The 14,565-nt window shown below is 62.1% G+C and carries 18 protein-coding genes, 4 pseudogenes and 1 riboswitch; of the genes and pseudogenes, 10 read left to right on the forward strand and 12 right to left on the reverse strand.

Annotated elements, in window-relative coordinates; all coding sequences use genetic code 11:
- The first annotated feature begins 28 nt into the window (after positions 1 to 28).
- The 6 genes from BFN67_RS10625 to BFN67_RS10645 all read left to right on the forward strand — a co-directional run bounded on the left by BFN67_RS10625 (position 29) and on the right by BFN67_RS10645 (position 3,058).
- Positions 29 to 634, forward strand: a complete 606-nt coding sequence (locus BFN67_RS10625; RefSeq protein WP_080919597.1) for an SCO family protein — start codon at positions 29 to 31, stop codon at positions 632 to 634.
- Positions 635 to 644: 10 nt separating this feature from the next.
- Positions 645 to 1,424, forward strand: a complete 780-nt coding sequence (gene lspA, locus BFN67_RS25125; RefSeq protein ID WP_139789126.1) for a signal peptidase II — start codon at positions 645 to 647, stop codon at positions 1,422 to 1,424.
- Entirely contained in the window at positions 1,345 to 1,515 is a 171-nt protein-coding gene (locus tag BFN67_RS25205) for a hypothetical protein (protein ID WP_158083505.1), read from the forward strand. The genes lspA and BFN67_RS25205 overlap by 80 nt, the downstream gene beginning before the upstream one ends.
- The gene (locus BFN67_RS10635) at positions 1,448 to 1,978 is read left to right on the forward strand and encodes a DsbA family protein (RefSeq protein WP_139789127.1); all 531 of its coding nucleotides are present in this window, start codon (positions 1,448 to 1,450) and stop codon (positions 1,976 to 1,978) included. Before BFN67_RS25205 ends, BFN67_RS10635 begins: the two co-directional genes overlap by 68 nt.
- Before the next feature lie 136 nt (positions 1,979 to 2,114).
- Positions 2,115 to 2,177, forward strand: a riboswitch (Fluoride riboswitch).
- A gap of 76 nt (positions 2,178 to 2,253) precedes the next feature.
- Entirely contained in the window at positions 2,254 to 2,619 is a 366-nt protein-coding gene (gene crcB / locus BFN67_RS10640; protein ID WP_080919599.1) for a fluoride efflux transporter CrcB, read from the forward strand.
- A 7-nt stretch (positions 2,620 to 2,626) separates the two neighbouring features.
- Positions 2,627 to 3,058, forward strand: a complete 432-nt coding sequence (locus BFN67_RS10645) for an EamA family transporter (RefSeq protein ID WP_080919600.1) — start codon at positions 2,627 to 2,629, stop codon at positions 3,056 to 3,058.
- A gap of 139 nt (positions 3,059 to 3,197) precedes the next feature.
- Here the strand turns inward: BFN67_RS10645 and BFN67_RS25210 are convergent.
- The 3 genes and pseudogenes from BFN67_RS25210 to BFN67_RS10660 form a co-directional block, all read right to left on the reverse strand.
- Positions 3,198 to 3,500: pseudogene (locus tag BFN67_RS25210) on the reverse strand (phosphatidylglycerophosphatase A); the annotation flags it as partial.
- A gap of 94 nt (positions 3,501 to 3,594) precedes the next feature.
- A pseudogene (gene chrA, locus BFN67_RS10655) lies at positions 3,595 to 4,796 on the reverse strand (chromate efflux transporter).
- A 4-nt stretch (positions 4,797 to 4,800) separates the two neighbouring features.
- Positions 4,801 to 5,115, reverse strand: a complete 315-nt coding sequence (locus tag BFN67_RS10660) for a PadR family transcriptional regulator (protein WP_080919602.1) — start codon at positions 5,113 to 5,115, stop codon at positions 4,801 to 4,803.
- A 169-nt stretch (positions 5,116 to 5,284) separates the two neighbouring features.
- Between BFN67_RS10660 and BFN67_RS10665 the strand changes: the two genes are divergently transcribed.
- Positions 5,285 to 5,497, forward strand: a complete 213-nt coding sequence (locus BFN67_RS10665) for a hypothetical protein (RefSeq protein ID WP_080919603.1) — start codon at positions 5,285 to 5,287, stop codon at positions 5,495 to 5,497.
- A gap of 372 nt (positions 5,498 to 5,869) precedes the next feature.
- Here the strand turns inward: BFN67_RS10665 and BFN67_RS10670 are convergent, their stop codons facing one another.
- From BFN67_RS10670 to BFN67_RS10680, 5 genes and pseudogenes are all read right to left on the reverse strand, one after another.
- The gene (locus BFN67_RS10670; protein WP_245295226.1) at positions 5,870 to 6,505 is read right to left on the reverse strand and encodes a class I SAM-dependent methyltransferase; all 636 of its coding nucleotides are present in this window, start codon (positions 6,503 to 6,505) and stop codon (positions 5,870 to 5,872) included.
- 2 nt (positions 6,506 to 6,507) lie between these two features.
- Positions 6,508 to 6,759, reverse strand: a pseudogene (locus tag BFN67_RS24830) (YbaK/EbsC family protein); the annotation flags it as partial.
- Positions 6,699 to 6,902, reverse strand: a complete 204-nt coding sequence (locus tag BFN67_RS24835; protein ID WP_245295228.1) for a YbaK/EbsC family protein — start codon at positions 6,900 to 6,902, stop codon at positions 6,699 to 6,701. The pseudogene BFN67_RS24830 and the gene BFN67_RS24835, both read right to left, overlap by 61 nt.
- Complete coding sequence (locus tag BFN67_RS24840; RefSeq protein ID WP_245295234.1) at positions 6,829 to 7,056, reverse strand: hypothetical protein; 228 nt, start codon at positions 7,054 to 7,056, stop codon at positions 6,829 to 6,831. Before BFN67_RS24840 ends, BFN67_RS24835 begins: the two co-directional genes overlap by 74 nt.
- Positions 7,053 to 8,249 (reverse strand): MFS transporter, encoded by a 1,197-nt coding sequence (locus BFN67_RS10680; protein ID WP_080919604.1) that lies wholly within the window; start codon positions 8,247 to 8,249, stop codon positions 7,053 to 7,055. The genes BFN67_RS24840 and BFN67_RS10680 overlap by 4 nt, the downstream gene beginning before the upstream one ends.
- 80 nt (positions 8,250 to 8,329) lie before the next feature.
- Between BFN67_RS10680 and BFN67_RS10685 the strand changes: the two genes are divergently transcribed.
- Both BFN67_RS10685 and BFN67_RS24845 read left to right on the forward strand, forming a co-directional pair.
- The gene (locus BFN67_RS10685) at positions 8,330 to 8,995 is read left to right on the forward strand and encodes an ArsR/SmtB family transcription factor (protein WP_080919605.1); all 666 of its coding nucleotides are present in this window, start codon (positions 8,330 to 8,332) and stop codon (positions 8,993 to 8,995) included.
- 320 nt (positions 8,996 to 9,315) lie between these two features.
- Positions 9,316 to 9,521, forward strand: a pseudogene (locus BFN67_RS24845) (MFS transporter); the annotation flags it as partial.
- Positions 9,522 to 9,753: 232 nt separating this feature from the next.
- Here the strand turns inward: BFN67_RS24845 and BFN67_RS10695 are convergent.
- Positions 9,754 to 10,233, reverse strand: a complete 480-nt coding sequence (locus BFN67_RS10695; RefSeq protein ID WP_080919606.1) for a DUF305 domain-containing protein — start codon at positions 10,231 to 10,233, stop codon at positions 9,754 to 9,756.
- A 125-nt stretch (positions 10,234 to 10,358) separates the two neighbouring features.
- The gene (locus BFN67_RS10700) at positions 10,359 to 12,893 is read right to left on the reverse strand and encodes a heavy metal translocating P-type ATPase (RefSeq protein ID WP_080919607.1); all 2,535 of its coding nucleotides are present in this window, start codon (positions 12,891 to 12,893) and stop codon (positions 10,359 to 10,361) included.
- Positions 12,894 to 13,092: 199 nt separating this feature from the next.
- Between BFN67_RS10700 and BFN67_RS10705 the strand changes: the two genes are divergently transcribed.
- Positions 13,093 to 13,473 (forward strand): DUF305 domain-containing protein, encoded by a 381-nt coding sequence (locus tag BFN67_RS10705; RefSeq protein ID WP_245295229.1) that lies wholly within the window; start codon positions 13,093 to 13,095, stop codon positions 13,471 to 13,473.
- 197 nt (positions 13,474 to 13,670) lie between these two features.
- On the opposite strand, the gene BFN67_RS10710 is transcribed toward BFN67_RS10705, so the two are convergent.
- Complete coding sequence (locus BFN67_RS10710; RefSeq protein WP_204842147.1) at positions 13,671 to 13,901, reverse strand: MerR family DNA-binding protein; 231 nt, start codon at positions 13,899 to 13,901, stop codon at positions 13,671 to 13,673.
- Positions 13,902 to 14,189: 288 nt separating this feature from the next.
- Positions 14,190 to 14,387 (reverse strand): hypothetical protein, encoded by a 198-nt coding sequence (locus BFN67_RS10715; protein WP_080919609.1) that lies wholly within the window; start codon positions 14,385 to 14,387, stop codon positions 14,190 to 14,192.
- Positions 14,388 to 14,565: the final 178 nt, after the last annotated feature.

Raw genomic sequence — 14,565 nt, forward strand, 5'->3', positions numbered from 1 at the left:
AGCACGGCGCTGGTCACGCGGCAGGACAATGAACCTGTTGCGGGTCATCAGGGTTGTCACGTGGACGGCAATCGCTGCGATCGCCGCGGGCACAGCAGCCATCTATTTCTTGGGGCCGGGAAACGGGGGCTTGGCAACCTCAATTTCGGGTAAGGCGGCTATCGGCGGGCCCTTCTCGCTCGTGTCGCATAAGGGAGAACGCGTTTCCAACGAAACACTGCGAGGGAAGCCCTATCTGGCCTTTTCTGGCTTCACCAACTGTCCCCATATCTGTCCTACGACGCTTTTCGAGCTTTCAGACATGATCGATGAACTCGGAGCCGATTTTGACGAGTTCAACGTCCTGTTGATCAGCGTCGATCCTGAGCGCGATTCTCAGGAGTTGCTCGCGACGTACATGACCGCATTCGATCCGCGGATCCTGGCCCTCAGAGGGACCCGTAAGGAGACCGACGCGGTCGTCAAATCCTTCGCGGCGGCGGCGATCAAGGTGCCTCTGGACGGCGGCAACTATACCATGGAGCACACCGCGGGCGTTTATCTGATGGACGAGAATGGCGAGTATGCTGGACTGATGCGCATGGATGAGCCGCGAGAACAGCGGATGCAGGCGCTACGAGATCTCGCAGGTTAGGGCCAGCTCTATGATGCGTCTGGGCCTGTCGATCAGCTTTATGTGGTTCATCGTCGACCAGGCAACGAAATGGTGGATTGTAACCTATGTGATGGATCCGCCGCGGGTGATCCCGATCACCCGCTTCTTCAACATCGTCCTTGGTCGGAACACGGGCGTCAGCTTCGGGCTGTTTGGTGATGTGTCGCCGTGGCTGCTCGTCGTCGTTGCGGCAGCCATAGTTGCGACGCTGATGACCTGGATGTGGCGCGCGGAAACGCGCATGGCTGCGATCGCGTTCGGCCTCGTTTCTGGAGGGGCTGTCGGCAACGTTGTGGATCGGCTGCGCCATGGAGGCGTGACTGATTTTCTGGATTTCTATGTCGGCCAATGGCATTGGCCCGCTTTCAACATGGCCGATGTCGGCATCGTTTGCGGCGTAGCGCTATTGCTGGTGGCAGAGTCTCATTCTTCAAGGACATGTGAAGCGCGATGCCTGCAATGTTCCGCGCGGCTGACTGCCACAATCAACGAAGGGAGAGAAAATGACGCATCTGATGGATGGAGCCTTCTCGCGCGCTGGACCGCGCTCCAGGGCCGGGTCACCAACCCACCCGCTACGCAGCCTGACGCGCTTGGCCGGCTTCGTGCTCACCCTGCTCGCAGCGATGATAATCTCACACTCGCCGGCAGCCGCCGACCCTGTCGACAAGTCACAGATCGAAGAGATCGTGCGAGACTATATTATCGAGAACCCCGAGATCATCGAAGAGGCCTTGGGCGTGCTGCAAACCCGGTCGCAGGAGGCTGAAGCCAAAGCCAGAGCCTCAGCCGTTGTCGCCGAGCAAGATGCTCTTTTTCAGTCGGAAGACGATCTGGCGATGGGAAATCACCGCCGGTGACGTGACATTGGTGGAATTCTTCGACTTCAATTGCGCCTACTGCAAACGCGCGGCGCCGGATGTCCAGGCACTAGTCGCGAGCGATCCTAATCTCCGCGTCGTGCTAAAGGATTTTCCGATCCTGGGCGAGCAATCTGTCGAGGCTGCCAAAGTGGGACTTGCGGTGAAACGGCTGATGGGAGCGGTCGTCGCGGGAGAGTTTCATAAGAGGCTTATCGGCCTGCAGGGACGCGCAGACGGCCGGCGCGCCATGGAACTGGCCGAGGAACTGGGGATCGATCACCAGCGGCTGGAAACTGAGGCATCGGGCAAGGACATCGAGACAATCATCGCCACGAATCTAGCGCTGGCGCAGCGTCTCGGACTCACCGGCACGCCATCCTTTATCGTGGGAGATAGCATCATCGAGGGTGAAGTCGGAGTAGAACTCCTCAGAAAGGCAATCAAGGCTGCCCGACAGTAAACTCACTGGTCTGGTCTCCCAGTGATCTATCCCGGTCGGCTTAGCAATTGTTTTGCAGTTGCCCATCCCGCCCCGCGCCAAGATGAGCGCCGCCTCTTTCTCGCGGTGTCTCCCGCAAAAAAGCCGTGCTAACGTTGACAATAATGGGGATGGGGTTCCCCCGATAACCGCCGCGAAGGCTGATGACTCCTACCGGGCGCGCACGTCGCGGTAGAAGCTTCTTGCCTTGTCGCTGCTCTGCGCGCCTTCAACTGCAATGGCTGAAAGGAGCGCTTATGCAAGCCTATCTGATTGTCTTTCTCGGGGCCGGGATCGGCGAGGCGGCGCGCCGTGGCGTCAATGTCGCCGCCCTCCGTCTGCTCGGCTTCGGCTTCCCCTATGGCACACTGGCCGTCAACATCGCTGGTTCGCTCATCATGGGTCTGCTGGCAGGCTGGTTCGCCCATAAGGGCGATCCCGGCCAGACCTGGCGGCTCTTCCTGACCACAGGCATTCTCGGCGGCTTCACCACCTTCTCGACCTTCTCGCTCGATGCGGCTCTGCTCTACGAACGGGGAGAGGTAGGGATGGCAGCCTTCTACGTCGCCGCCTCGGTCGGACTGGCGCTTGCCGGACTGTCCATCGTCCGTTTTCTATCGTGAGGCACACATGAAAACCGCGCTCCTGTCATGGCAATTCTGGGCGCTGGCCTCGGCCGCCTTCGCCGCCCTCACAGCTATTTTCGCGAAGGTCGGGGTTGAGAACGTCAATTCCGATTTCGCCACCTTCATCCGCACGATCGTCATTCTGATCGTCCTCGGCGCGATCCTGACGGCGACCGGGCAATTCCAGTCCTTCGGCTCGATCTCAAGCCGGAGCTACATTTTTCTCGTGTTGTCGGGCATGGCGACAGGCGGTTCGTGGATCTGCTATTTCCGCGCCCTCAAGCTGGGCGATGCGGCGCGGGTCGCGCCGATCGACAAGCTAAGTGTCGTCCTTGTCGCGGTATTCGGGGTGATCTTCCTGGGTGAGCAACTTTCCCTGCCGAATTGGGCAGGTGTTGCCCTGATCGCGGCAGGCGCGGTGTTCCTGGCCTTCTAAGGTTGAACGGTCCGGAGAAGATGACGGACAGCGAGCGCGGCGATCGCCACCACGAGCCCAGCGGCGCAATCATCCGGAGCACGCCGATATCGGTCTTTCGGAAGAACTCCGCCTGCGCCGGCGGCCACGGTTTAATCCGGTCAACGAAAGCATAAATCGGCGCAATGGCCAGCGTCCAGCATCGGCTTTTCCATCCGCCAAGCCCGGCTACGAACATGCCCCCCACTTTGTCGATGACGATCCTGCCGTCATCGGCAACCCCGGTCAGCGCGAACCAGGAGCCGCCGGCGACCGCCGTAGCAACGGCGACCGGCGCGAACGCCGCGAGCGGCACGGTCCACTGTCCGCCCGCCGTGGTGATCCACAACAGCGGTACGATCGTCAGGGCGGCGAGAAAACCTTGGAACGGTTGGACAAGCCCGGTGCCGAACCATGTCGCCATAACGGCGAGCAAGTGGAGCCACGCGATCTCATCGGGCAATGTCTCGATGTAGATCGCAAGCGGCAATCAGTTGTTTCCTTTAATGACCGGTCAATCAGAGCAGCCCCAGTGCGATGCCGCCGGATGCCATCAGCACGACGACCAGCCACGGCGGGGCTTTCCAGACGGTGAGCAGGATGAAGCCGGTCAGGGCGAGCGCAAAGTCATAGGGGCTGAGAATGGCGCTCGTCCACACCGGATCGTAGAGCGCCGCGCCCAGAATGCCGACTACGGCCGCGTTCGCGCCGCGCATGGCGGCCTGCGCGAGCGGCCGAGCGCGAAAAGCATCCCAGAACGGAAGCGCGCCGATCAGCAGCAGGAATCCGGGCAGGAAGACCGCGATCAATGCGATTGCGGCTCCGGCGATACCGTTCGGTTCCGGTCCCATGACCGCGCCGAGATAGGCCGCAAAGGTAAAAAGCGGACCAGGAACCGCCTGCGCAGCGCCGTAACCGGCAAGGAAGGCGTCCCCGCTCACCCAGCCGGGCCGGACCACCTCTGCCTCAAGCAGCGGCAGAACCACATGCCGCCGCCAAACACAAGCGAGCCTGCGCGGTAGAAAGAGTCGAACAGCGCCAACCCCTGCGACGTGAGCGCCGCCGATATAGCGGGCAAGAAGAACAGCAGCAGGAAAAATAGGGCGAGCGATATGATCCCCACGCGCTTTGGAACGGCAAAGGTCAGGTGCCCTACCGTAGGAGCCGGACCGCCCCGGCACAGAAGCAGACCGGCAAGGCCGCCGACGACGATTGCCGCAATCTGCCCGATCGAACCGGCGGCAAAGACGACGATCAGCACGGCGACAAGCGCGATGCTTGCCCGCTCCCGGTCAGGCGCGAGCGTGCGCGCCATTCCCCAGACGGCTTGCGCGACCACGGCGACGGCGACCACTTTGAGGCCATGGATGAGACCTGTGCCAGCAGGCCCCTCGAACGACGCCGCGCCGAATGCGAACAGCAGGAGAAGCAGAGCGGATGGCAACGTAAATGCCGCCCATGCGGCGAACGCCCCGAGCGGACCGCCGCGCAGCAGGCCAAGGGCAAAGCCGACCTGGCTGCTCGCGGGGCCGGGCAGGAACTGGCACAGCGCGACGAGATCGGCATAACCGGCCTCATCGATCCATTTGCGGCGCGTGACCAGTTCGTCGCGGAAATAGCCGAGATGGGCGATCGGGCCGCCGAACGAAGTCAGTCCGAGCTTCAGGAACGCGCCGAAGACCTCGCCCGCCGAGCCGTGCCGGGGTGCATTGCCGGTTATATCGTCAAGCGCCGGCGTTGCCGGGTTCGACTTCACGAAACAGCTCCCGGACTTTTTCCTTCGCCATCTTCAGCGCGGCGACGCCATAAGGCGTCGCTCTGTAGATGCGGCGATGCGAACAGCCCGCTCGCTCGGTCCGGGATTCGAGATAGCCTTTGCGCTCCAGCGCATGAAGCATCGGATAGAGAGTGCCGGCGCTGATCTTGTAGCCGTGATGCGCCAGTTCCGCGATCATCCAGTGTCCGTACAGATCGCCCTCGGCTGCGTGATGCAGAACATGGAGCCGGATCAATCCGGAGAGAAGTTCCTGATGCTCCATTGGTGTTTCTCGAAAAGCCCCTTGGATCTCGCAAGCGGCCCCCATAATCGAATCCCGATATCGGGAACCGATCGTAACCGCCAATCGTTTGGGCGGCAATCCGTTTCAGCGGAGTCTGACCGTGTCAGACCGCAGGCGGGTTGAAAAGCCCGGAACAAAGGAGACTCACATGACCAGTGAAGCAGACCGCCATCCGCGTCATCATACCCAGCAAATGCAGACCCGTTTGCAGGAAACAATCGACCATCTGCGCGCAGATATCGACAAGGTGGACGAGCCGCAGCTCAAGGCGATGTTTGAAACCGCCGCCGAAGTGCTCGGAGGTCTCAAAAAGGCGTTCAGCGACTACGAGCAGAAGAACGAAAGTGCCTGGCGCGGCTGATAGCTAGGGGCGGGCCTTGACGCCTGCTTGGTCCTAGCATTCAGGCTTGAACGGCAAATTTGACTCATCGGCTTGATGCCGATCGGGGCGGGGCTACTTTGGCACCCTGCAGCCGGCGCTTAAGGAACAAAGCATGATGCACGATATGATGGGCGGCGGGATGATGTGGGGCATGAGCTTTCTTTGGCTCCTCGTGCTCGTTGTGCTGGTGCTCGCGGTCACTGCCCTCGTCAAATACCTTCGGAAGTAGTCGCCCCATCTGCCCAATCACACAACGTCTAACGCGCGCTCGTCCGGTGCAAAAATCTGGCGCAGAATCGCCCTTTCAAACTGGAATGCCACAGCAGCCTTGGACGATTTCCCGATCGTCGTTTAACCTGTCGAGGTCAGATTGCCGCTAGCCTGGCCGGCGCGGATCAGAACGCTTCCATAATGATAGGGTGGAAGGTCCACGACCTGTACAGTAACAAATCCTGCCGGCTCAACGACGGTGCTGACGGCTTGCGGTGACATGCGCAATTTGGTCTGCGGGCCGCGTGGCTGGCCAAGAACCGTCGTCTGCTCGCGCGGCAGGGGACGCCAGTTCACGATCACCAGGAGCCCACTGGGACGGAGAACTTTGTGAATCACCGCTGCCAGGCGCGTCTGGTCGGGCACGCCATGGAAGGTGTTGGCCATCAGGACGCAATCGAGCGTCGCTGAGAGGTGATGGGCGGCGTCGAGCGCATCAGCAACGATCCACTTCCTGACCGATGCGCCCTGCCGCGATACTTCGTCCTTCGCCCGCTCGATCATGACCGGATCGAGGTCGAGGGCATATACTTGGCCGCCGACCAGCCTGGCGAGCGCCGCGGTGAAGTAGCCATCGCCGCAGCACAAGTCGAGAACGCTCATGTCGGGAGCAATCCCAAGCTGGCGCAAAGTGCCTTCGGGGTCAGGCCACAGCGCCGACCACCAATCCCGGTCAGGCATCGATGTCGCGGGGAACAGACCACCGGTCGTCGTCATGGTCACTCGCCTTGCCCGGGCCCGGCGAAGTTCACCACCATGGGCTCGCGATCACAGGCGCGAATGAAAGCGAGCAGTTCATGCGGCGCGAGGCCGATGCTTTCGGTGCGCATGAGGGGATGGAAGTTGATCTGGCTCGTATCCATGAGAAATGCATCAACCACAACCGTCACCAAACCTTCCTCGTCGTTTATCAGTCCGAGCGGGGACAGTGCGCCCGGCTGCACGCCGAGCAATTCGACCATACGCTCGGCCGACGCGAAGCGAGGCGTCCGCTGGCGCCGACACGCTGATGAAGCGTCTTGAGGTCCAGAGCGCGATCCTCATGGATCGAGAACAGAAACAAGCGCCCCTTCTTGTCCTTGAGCAGCAGGTTCTTGGTGAAGGTGCCAGCCATTTGCCCGCGCAGGCGCTTGCCTTTCCTCGACGGTCTCATGCGCCGGATAGGGCACCGTCCCGATCGCGATGCCCAGCTCATCAAGTCGCCTGAAGAGCGTTGCACGGTTCGTTTCCATGTCGATCATGGCGGAAATCTCGATTTCCCTGCTCATCGGGCCGCAATCGCTTCCGAGTGTCTGCGCCTGTAGCCGAGCCAGACGAGCGACGCTGCGGCGAGGCCAAGCCAGGGCAGCAGGATGACGTTGAGCATCTGCCAGCTGAACGTCTGCAGCAGAGCCGCAGCGCCGAAGGAACAGGCGAGGCCGACCGCGAAGATGGTCATGTCGTTGGTCGCCTGCGCCCGACCGCGCTCCATCGCCGTATATGTGGTTGTTAGCAGCGCCGTGCCGCCGATGTAAAGGAAGTTCCAGCCAACCCCGAGCAGGACCAGCGCGCTGGCGAAGGAGCCGAAGCCGGTGCCGGTGAGCGTCAGCAGCACATGGCCCGCAAGGACCAGCACTCCCGTCAGCATGATCCTCAGCACGCCGAAGCGGGCAATCAGCGACCCGGTGAAGAAGGACGGCAGGAACATGCCGAGCACGTGAAGCTGGATGACGGTCGCGGCGGTCGCAAGGTCGTGATGGTGATGCACCATGGCGAGCGGCGTCGCGGTCATGGCGAGAATCATGATGCCATAGCCGGTCGCAGCGCCGAACAGCGCGACCAGATAGGCGGGCTGCAAGACGATCGCTGACCAGGAGCGGCCCGCAGCCGCACCATCCGCTTCCTCCTTCGGCGCAGGCACACGCAGGCCGAGCAGAACGCCCGCGCCGATGAGCGAAACCAGCGCCAGGAGCAGGAACGAGCCCGCATACTCGGCCGGAAACAGGTTGGCGCCGTAGCGGCCGACCATCGGCCCGGCGAGCGCGGCAACGACGCCGCCGGCCAGGACCAGAGAGATCGCACGCGGCCGGAAGGCATCGTCGGCGACTTCGCCTGCCGCGAAGCGATAGAACTGAGCGAACGCCTGATAGGCGCCGATGAGAAAGGTTCCGAGGGAAAGAAGCGGCAGCGAGCCTATCCAGATGCCGGCTGCGCCGGCTGTGCCGCCGGCCACGCCCAGCAATGCCCCCAGCACGAAGCCGGCCCGTCGGCCGACGCGTGTCATCCACATCGAGGCCGGGAACGTGGCGGCGGCCGTGCCCAGGAACATCGCCGCGATGGGCATGGTGGCGAGTTCCGGGCGCGAGGCGATCTGGCCGCCAGCCAATCCTCCGACCGTCATCACCATCACCGAGGCGGTCTGGAACAATGCCTGCGCGCTGGCGAGCAGAAAGACCTGCCTGTGCATGAGGGAACGTGTCATCGGAAGTTGTCTATTCCACGGTGGTGTGCTAAATGACATTCAATAATTATATTGAATGAATTATCGCGACGTGGGCCGACATGTCAATCCGCAATCCCAAACAGGCGCTCTACGAGCAATTCGCCGCCGTGGCGAAGGCGCTGGGCAACCCGCAGCGGCTGGAGTTGATCGAACATTTGGCGCAGGGACCGCGCAGCGTCGACGCGCTGGCCGGCAAGCTCGGCCTGCCGATCGCCAATGTCTCCCAGCATCTCCAGGCCATGCGCCGGGCCGGGCTCGTGACGTCCGAGCGCGACGGCAAGTTTATCAACTATAGTCTCGTGGACGAGAGTGTGCTTGCCGCCTTCGCTGCCGTGCGCACTGTCGCGGAACGCCATTCGGCCGAGGTAGAACGGGTCGTGCGGGTCTGGTTTCACCGCCGCGATGACATGGAGCCAGTCTCGCGCGAAGAACTGGCGTCACGCATGAACGACGGCCTGGTCACCGTCATCGACGTGCGGCCAGCCGATGAGTTTGCACTCGGTCATCTGCCCGGCGCGATCAATGTTCCGCTCTCGGAGCTGGAGAGTCGCTTGCCCTCCTTCGAATCCGGCCGCGAGATCGTCGCCTATTGCCGAGGCCCCTGGTGCGTCATGTCCTTCGAAGCCGTCGCCGAACTTCGCAAGCGCGGCTTTAGCGCCCGCCGCCTGGAAGACGGCCTGCCGGAATGGAAAGCATCGGGACTGGCCGTCAAATGCAATGCGTAACGTTCACGAAACCAACAATCATCCTGCGAGGCAGGGCAAATCGCTGCCTTGGGGCGCGTGAATCGTCGCGGAAATCGTAAAACACCAGTTACGTTGCGGGAGTTGGTGTAGACGCTAAAATCGCAGGTATCCCAATATTCGCGACAACCCCAGCGCTCCTGGAGACTAGAGGTAATTCCGTCGCAATCGACTTTTGCGAGCGAACCATAGCGATAGCCGTTCGCATTCTTGCGAGGGCGGCCACACGCGTGAATATTGGAAAACGGCACTATGCAGTCTTAAGGAAAATGGTCCTGCAAACTCCAAACACGCGGGCGGAAGTCGTTCTGCCGAGCCCGAAACCTGCGAAGCCTCGTAGCATCTACGACAGGACGACGCGCGGAATTCGCGTCTATCTTGCAACGCCGCGCCTGCGCGGACTTCTTGCGATCAACTTTGCCGTCGCTTCGGCCGGTCGCTCGTGATCGTGAACACCGTCGTCTACGTTAAGTCCAGCGCCGGTCTGACACAAAGCGACACGGCGCTTCAGTAGCAGCGTGGCTTTGGCCCACCGCACGAAGCGATCGAGCACGCGCATCAGGGGATGCCGGCTCACCAACCGCATTGGCGGGAAGGCCCTGCCAAGGGCCGCGACATCAATGCCCACGCTTTCGTGATCGACGATCTACACCCCGCCTGGCCGCAAGCCAGGTGAATCGACAGCCCACCGTCCCGTGCGCGCTCCGCCAAACCCAGCGGCGGCGGTCCGTTCCAGAATGCTAGAGGCGTTCGAGGATCGCCTTCATCACGGCGATCTCTTGCTGCTGGGCGGGGACGATCTGACCGCACAGCTCGACGATTTCCGGATCCACTAGACTGGCCTGTTCGCACATGAGCACGGCCCCGGAATGGTGCGGGATCATGGCCCTGAGGAACTCCTCGTCGTCGATCGCTGCCTGCGATCGCATGCCGTAGAGGCTGCCCGCGAACACCACGGCCGCCACAGCCGCGATCGCGAGGTTTGCATTGCGGGACGGGAACATCGAACGCATGGAAACCAGCATGACGATCGCCATCGGAGCCACCATCATCAGCGTCATGTAGACGTTGTTCAGGTTGGGATAGAAATCCTCGAGCGTGGCGATCATCGTGTACATGACGAGGTACATGATGACGAAGTCGACCGCGAGTTCGACCGCGAAGCGTGCGTACATTCCGCCGCCTGAATGCCTTTCGGCATGGCTGTGATCTTTTTCCATCCGTGCTTCCTCCGTTCAGGTGCTCTCGGCGCAGTTCGAGGCTCGAAACTATCTGTCCAACGGCAGGGACATGTCTGCGACGCGCTCCGACTTGCGTCGCGCGACCGGCGAGGCACTCAGGGCGTTCACACCCTCTCCCGGGTGCGCGGTTGGTGAGGGGTGTCAAGCCGCAGGCCGCGCAGCCTGAGCGAATTGGCGATCACGGATACCGACGACAGGCTCATCGCCGCCGCGGCGACCATCGGCGACAGCAGCACCCCGAGAACGGGATAGAGCACCCCGGCGGCGACCGGAACGCCGAGCGCGTTGTAGACGAAGGCGAAGAACAGGTTCTGCTTGATGTTGCGGATCGTCGCCTTGGCGAGCGTCCGCGCCCTGACGATACCGTTGAGGTCGCCCTTCACCAGCGTGATGCCCGCGCTTTCCACCGCCACATCCGCGCCGGTTCCCATGGCGATGCCGACATCGGCGGCGGCCAGCGCCGGCGCGTCGTTGACGCCGTCACCCGCCATGGCGACGCTGGCGCCCTTCGCGTGGAGTTCGTCGATCAGCGCCTTCTTGCTTTCGGGCAGCATGTCGGCCCGCATCTCGTCGATGCCCAATCTCGACGCGACGGCCATCGCGGTGCGCTCGTTGTCGCCGGTCGCCATGATGATCCTCAGCCCGCTCTCGTGGAGTGCCCGGATCGCTGCGGCGGTCGTCGCCTTGATGGGATCGGCGACTGCCACCATCCCCGCGAGCTTGCCGTCCACGGCGACGAACATGGCGGTCTTGCCGTCGGACCTCAGTTCGTCCGCGTGCGGTTTCATCGCTTCGGTGGCGACCCCGAGGTCGCCCATCATCGCAACGTTGCCCAGCGCGACGGAACGGCCGGACACCTTGCCCTGAACGCCCTTTCCGGTGACAGCTTCGAAATCCGTGGCATCGACGATGGAGGCTCCTCTCTTCTCGCCGCCTTCGACAATCGCCTCGGCCAGCGGATGTTCGGAGCCACGTTCGAGGCTGGCAGCAAGCCCCAGCAATTCGTCTTCGCGAAAGCCTTCAGCCACCACGACGTCGGTGAGTGTCGGCCTGCCCTCGGTCAGCGTCCCGGTCTTGTCGACGATCAGCGTGTCGACCTTCGCGAAACGCTCGAGCGCCTCGGCATCCTTGATGAGCACGCCTGCCTGCGCTCCTCGTCCTGTCGCGGTCATGATCGACATCGGGGTCGCGAGCCCGAGCGCGCAGGGGCAGGCGATGATCAGGACCGAGACCGCCGAGACGATTGCGAAAGTCATGCTCGGCTCGGGACCGAAGATCGCCCAGACGATGAAGGCAAGGATGGCAACGAGCACGACGGTCGGCACGAAATAGTAGGAGACACGATCCGCAAGCCCCTGGATCGGCGCTCGCGAGCGCTGCGCCTTGGCCACCATCTCGACGATCTGCGACAGCATCGTGTCCTTGCCGACCTTCTCGGCGCGCATGACCAGCGACCCGTTCTTGTTGAGCGTGCCGCCAGTCAGGGCGTCCCCTTCGGTCTTCTCGACCGGTAGGGGCTCGCCCGAAATCATAGATTCGTCGACCGAGGAGCGCCCTTCCAGCACGGTGCCATCCACCGGCACGCTGTCGCCGGGACGCACGCGCAGCCGGTCGCCCGACTGGACGTCTTCCAGCGGAAAATCGGCCTCGGAGCCGTCCTCGGCGATCCGCCGCGCCGTTTTCGGCGCAAGGTCGAGCAGCGCGCGGATGGCCGATCCGGTACGCTCGCGCGCCCTCAGTTCCAGCACCTGACCGAGGAAGACCAGCGTGACGATGACGGCGGCCGCCTCGAAATAGACGGGCACCGTGCCGCCGTGGCCACGAAACTGATGCGGGAAGATGCCGGGAAACAGCGTCGCCACGACGCTGTAGGCGTAGGCAGCCCCGACGCCGATCGCGATCAGCGTCCACATGTTTGGGCTTTTGTTGACGAAGGACTCGTAGCCGCGACGGAAGAACGGGAGCGCCGCCCAAAGCACTACGGGCGTCGCCAGCGCGAACTCGATCCAGACAGCGAGCCGTTCTCCGATCCACTCCCTGAACGGCAGACCGACCATAGGCCCCATCGCCAGGATGAACACCGGGACGGATAGGACCACGCTCACCCAGAAGCGGCGGGTGAAATCGATCAGTTCGGGGTTCGGACCTTCATCGCCCGTCGGCACGCCCATCGGTTCCAGAGCCATGCCGCAGATCGGACATGATCCGGGCTTGTCGCGGACGATTTCCGGATGCATCGGGCAGGTGTATTGCGTACCCACCACCATCGGCTCGGCAGCGGGGCGCGCGCCGAGATAGGTTTCCGGCTTCGCTTCGAACTTGTCCTGGCAGCCTGACGAACAGAAGTAATAGCCCTTGCCTTCGTGCCGCGTGAAGTGCTTCGCCGTCGAGCGGTCGACCTTCATTCCGCAGACCGGGTCGGTGGCCTCGAGATAGGCATCCGGCTCCTTCAAGAACCTGTTGTGGCAGGACTGGCTGCAGAAATGATAGACGTGCCCGCCGTGCTCCGCCCTAGGCTTGCCCGCCTGCGGATCGACGGTCATGCCGCAGACCGGATCCCGGACGACACCGTCCACCGCCCCCGATTCCGAGTGGCGCTGCTCGTCGGCCAAATGGCCGCGCCCGTGATCATGTTCCATGGATGTCTCTCCTGATGAACCTTCCCGTAAGCCTTCCACCTACTGGAAGGTCAAGATCGATATTCCAGTTTGACCTTCCAGCAGGTGAAACCTGCAGGGTTATCATGGCATTTGACGCGCCATCCAGCCACGGGTGTCCACGGAACCAAAACCGTACGCGGTCGTTCGTAAAGATTGACATAGGACAAAGGACCTCGAAATGAACAGGTATCGTCTGGCAGCAGCGGCGGGCACCGCAATGATCGCTGCAGCTTTCGCCATGCCGGCCACCGGACAGGAGGCCCATGGCTCGACGGATCATTCGGCGACTGAAAGCATGAACGGCGCCTCCAAGGACTACATGGAGGCGATGAAGAAGATGGACGAGGAGATGGGAGGGATGGAGATGTCGGGCAAGCCCGGGGTCGACTTCGCCATGATGATGATCCCCCATCACCAGAGCGCCATCGACATGGCGAAGGCCTATTTGGCGAGTGGCGAGAACGATCCGGAGCTTGCGAAGCTCTCGAACGAGATCATCGCCGCCCAGGAGGATGAGATCGCTTTCCTGAAGGGCTGGCTGGAGAAGAACGCCAACTGATCGGCTTTCAGGGCGAACCCAGCCGTGCGATGAAGGCGACGGCAGGAGAGCTAGGATCAGCGTTCCCGCCGCGGCTTCCTGCGATAAACTTCTTCATCTCGAGGACGCTTCGTCCAAGGCGACGAAGAGCGCCCCGGCGATCAGGAAGTGGTCGATGACTGGCTGCGCGAGACTGCGCATGATGCCTTGCAGCCTCATCAGTAAAGGTCGTGACGGCCCGACAGGCCGTCGATGATCGGGCAGTCGGGCCTCTGGTCGCCGTTGCAACTGTCGACCAGTTGGCGGAGCATTTCCTTGAGCCCAGTCAATTCCCTGATCTTGCGCTCGATGTCACCGAGCTTGGCGGTCGCGATCGCCTTCACGTCAGCGCTTGCCCGGTGTCTATCGCCGTAGAGGGACAGAAGCTGTCTGCATTCCTCGACCGGCAGGCAGCCCCGATTTTTCTGCTGCGTCGCCTATGTTCATTGAAAGCCTCCAACCAAAAACGTATCGAAGCTTAGACCTTCCAGTTAGTGGAAGCTCAAGGATTTTCTTGGTAGACTACGAGTTGGCGAAGCCTGCAGCTGAGCTGTCTAATGGTCAGAGCAAGGCGAATGCCGCCGCGCCGCATCGATAGCTCAGCGTGCCCGGGGATCTGCAATATCCCAGGGACGACGCTGGTTTCGCCTGTACGAAAATCCGTTTGAAGGATCACGATGGTGCCGAACGCTTCACTCTCAATCGAAGCCAGACTCGCCTGAACGATGGTCCCCGATGGTCACAAAACCTTCCACCTTGCCACCATCTAAGCCTGCCAATGCCAGTTCGGCGTGCTCCACGACCAACTCTGCTGCCGGATTGCTGTGATCGATTGGGCCGGTAGAAGTCGTTGCAGAAGCGCTCGCGACAAAGACCGGTGTAATCAAGGCAGACATCAATCTCGGAATTGTTCGCTTCATCGTGAATCTGCCCCCATTACACCGAACGGCTTCAGCCTCTACCAGAATTTCCCGTGCTGGCAGCCTCGCCGTGGGCGTAGGGTTCATGTACCTGACGGCTATGCTCGTAAAGATCTGATGTCGCCTCCGGCGAATTGGCGGCGACTGACAAGTC

This window comes from Manganibacter manganicus (assembly GCF_002075885.1).
Classification (GTDB): Bacteria; Pseudomonadota; Alphaproteobacteria; order Rhizobiales; family Rhizobiaceae; genus Mesorhizobium; species Mesorhizobium manganicum.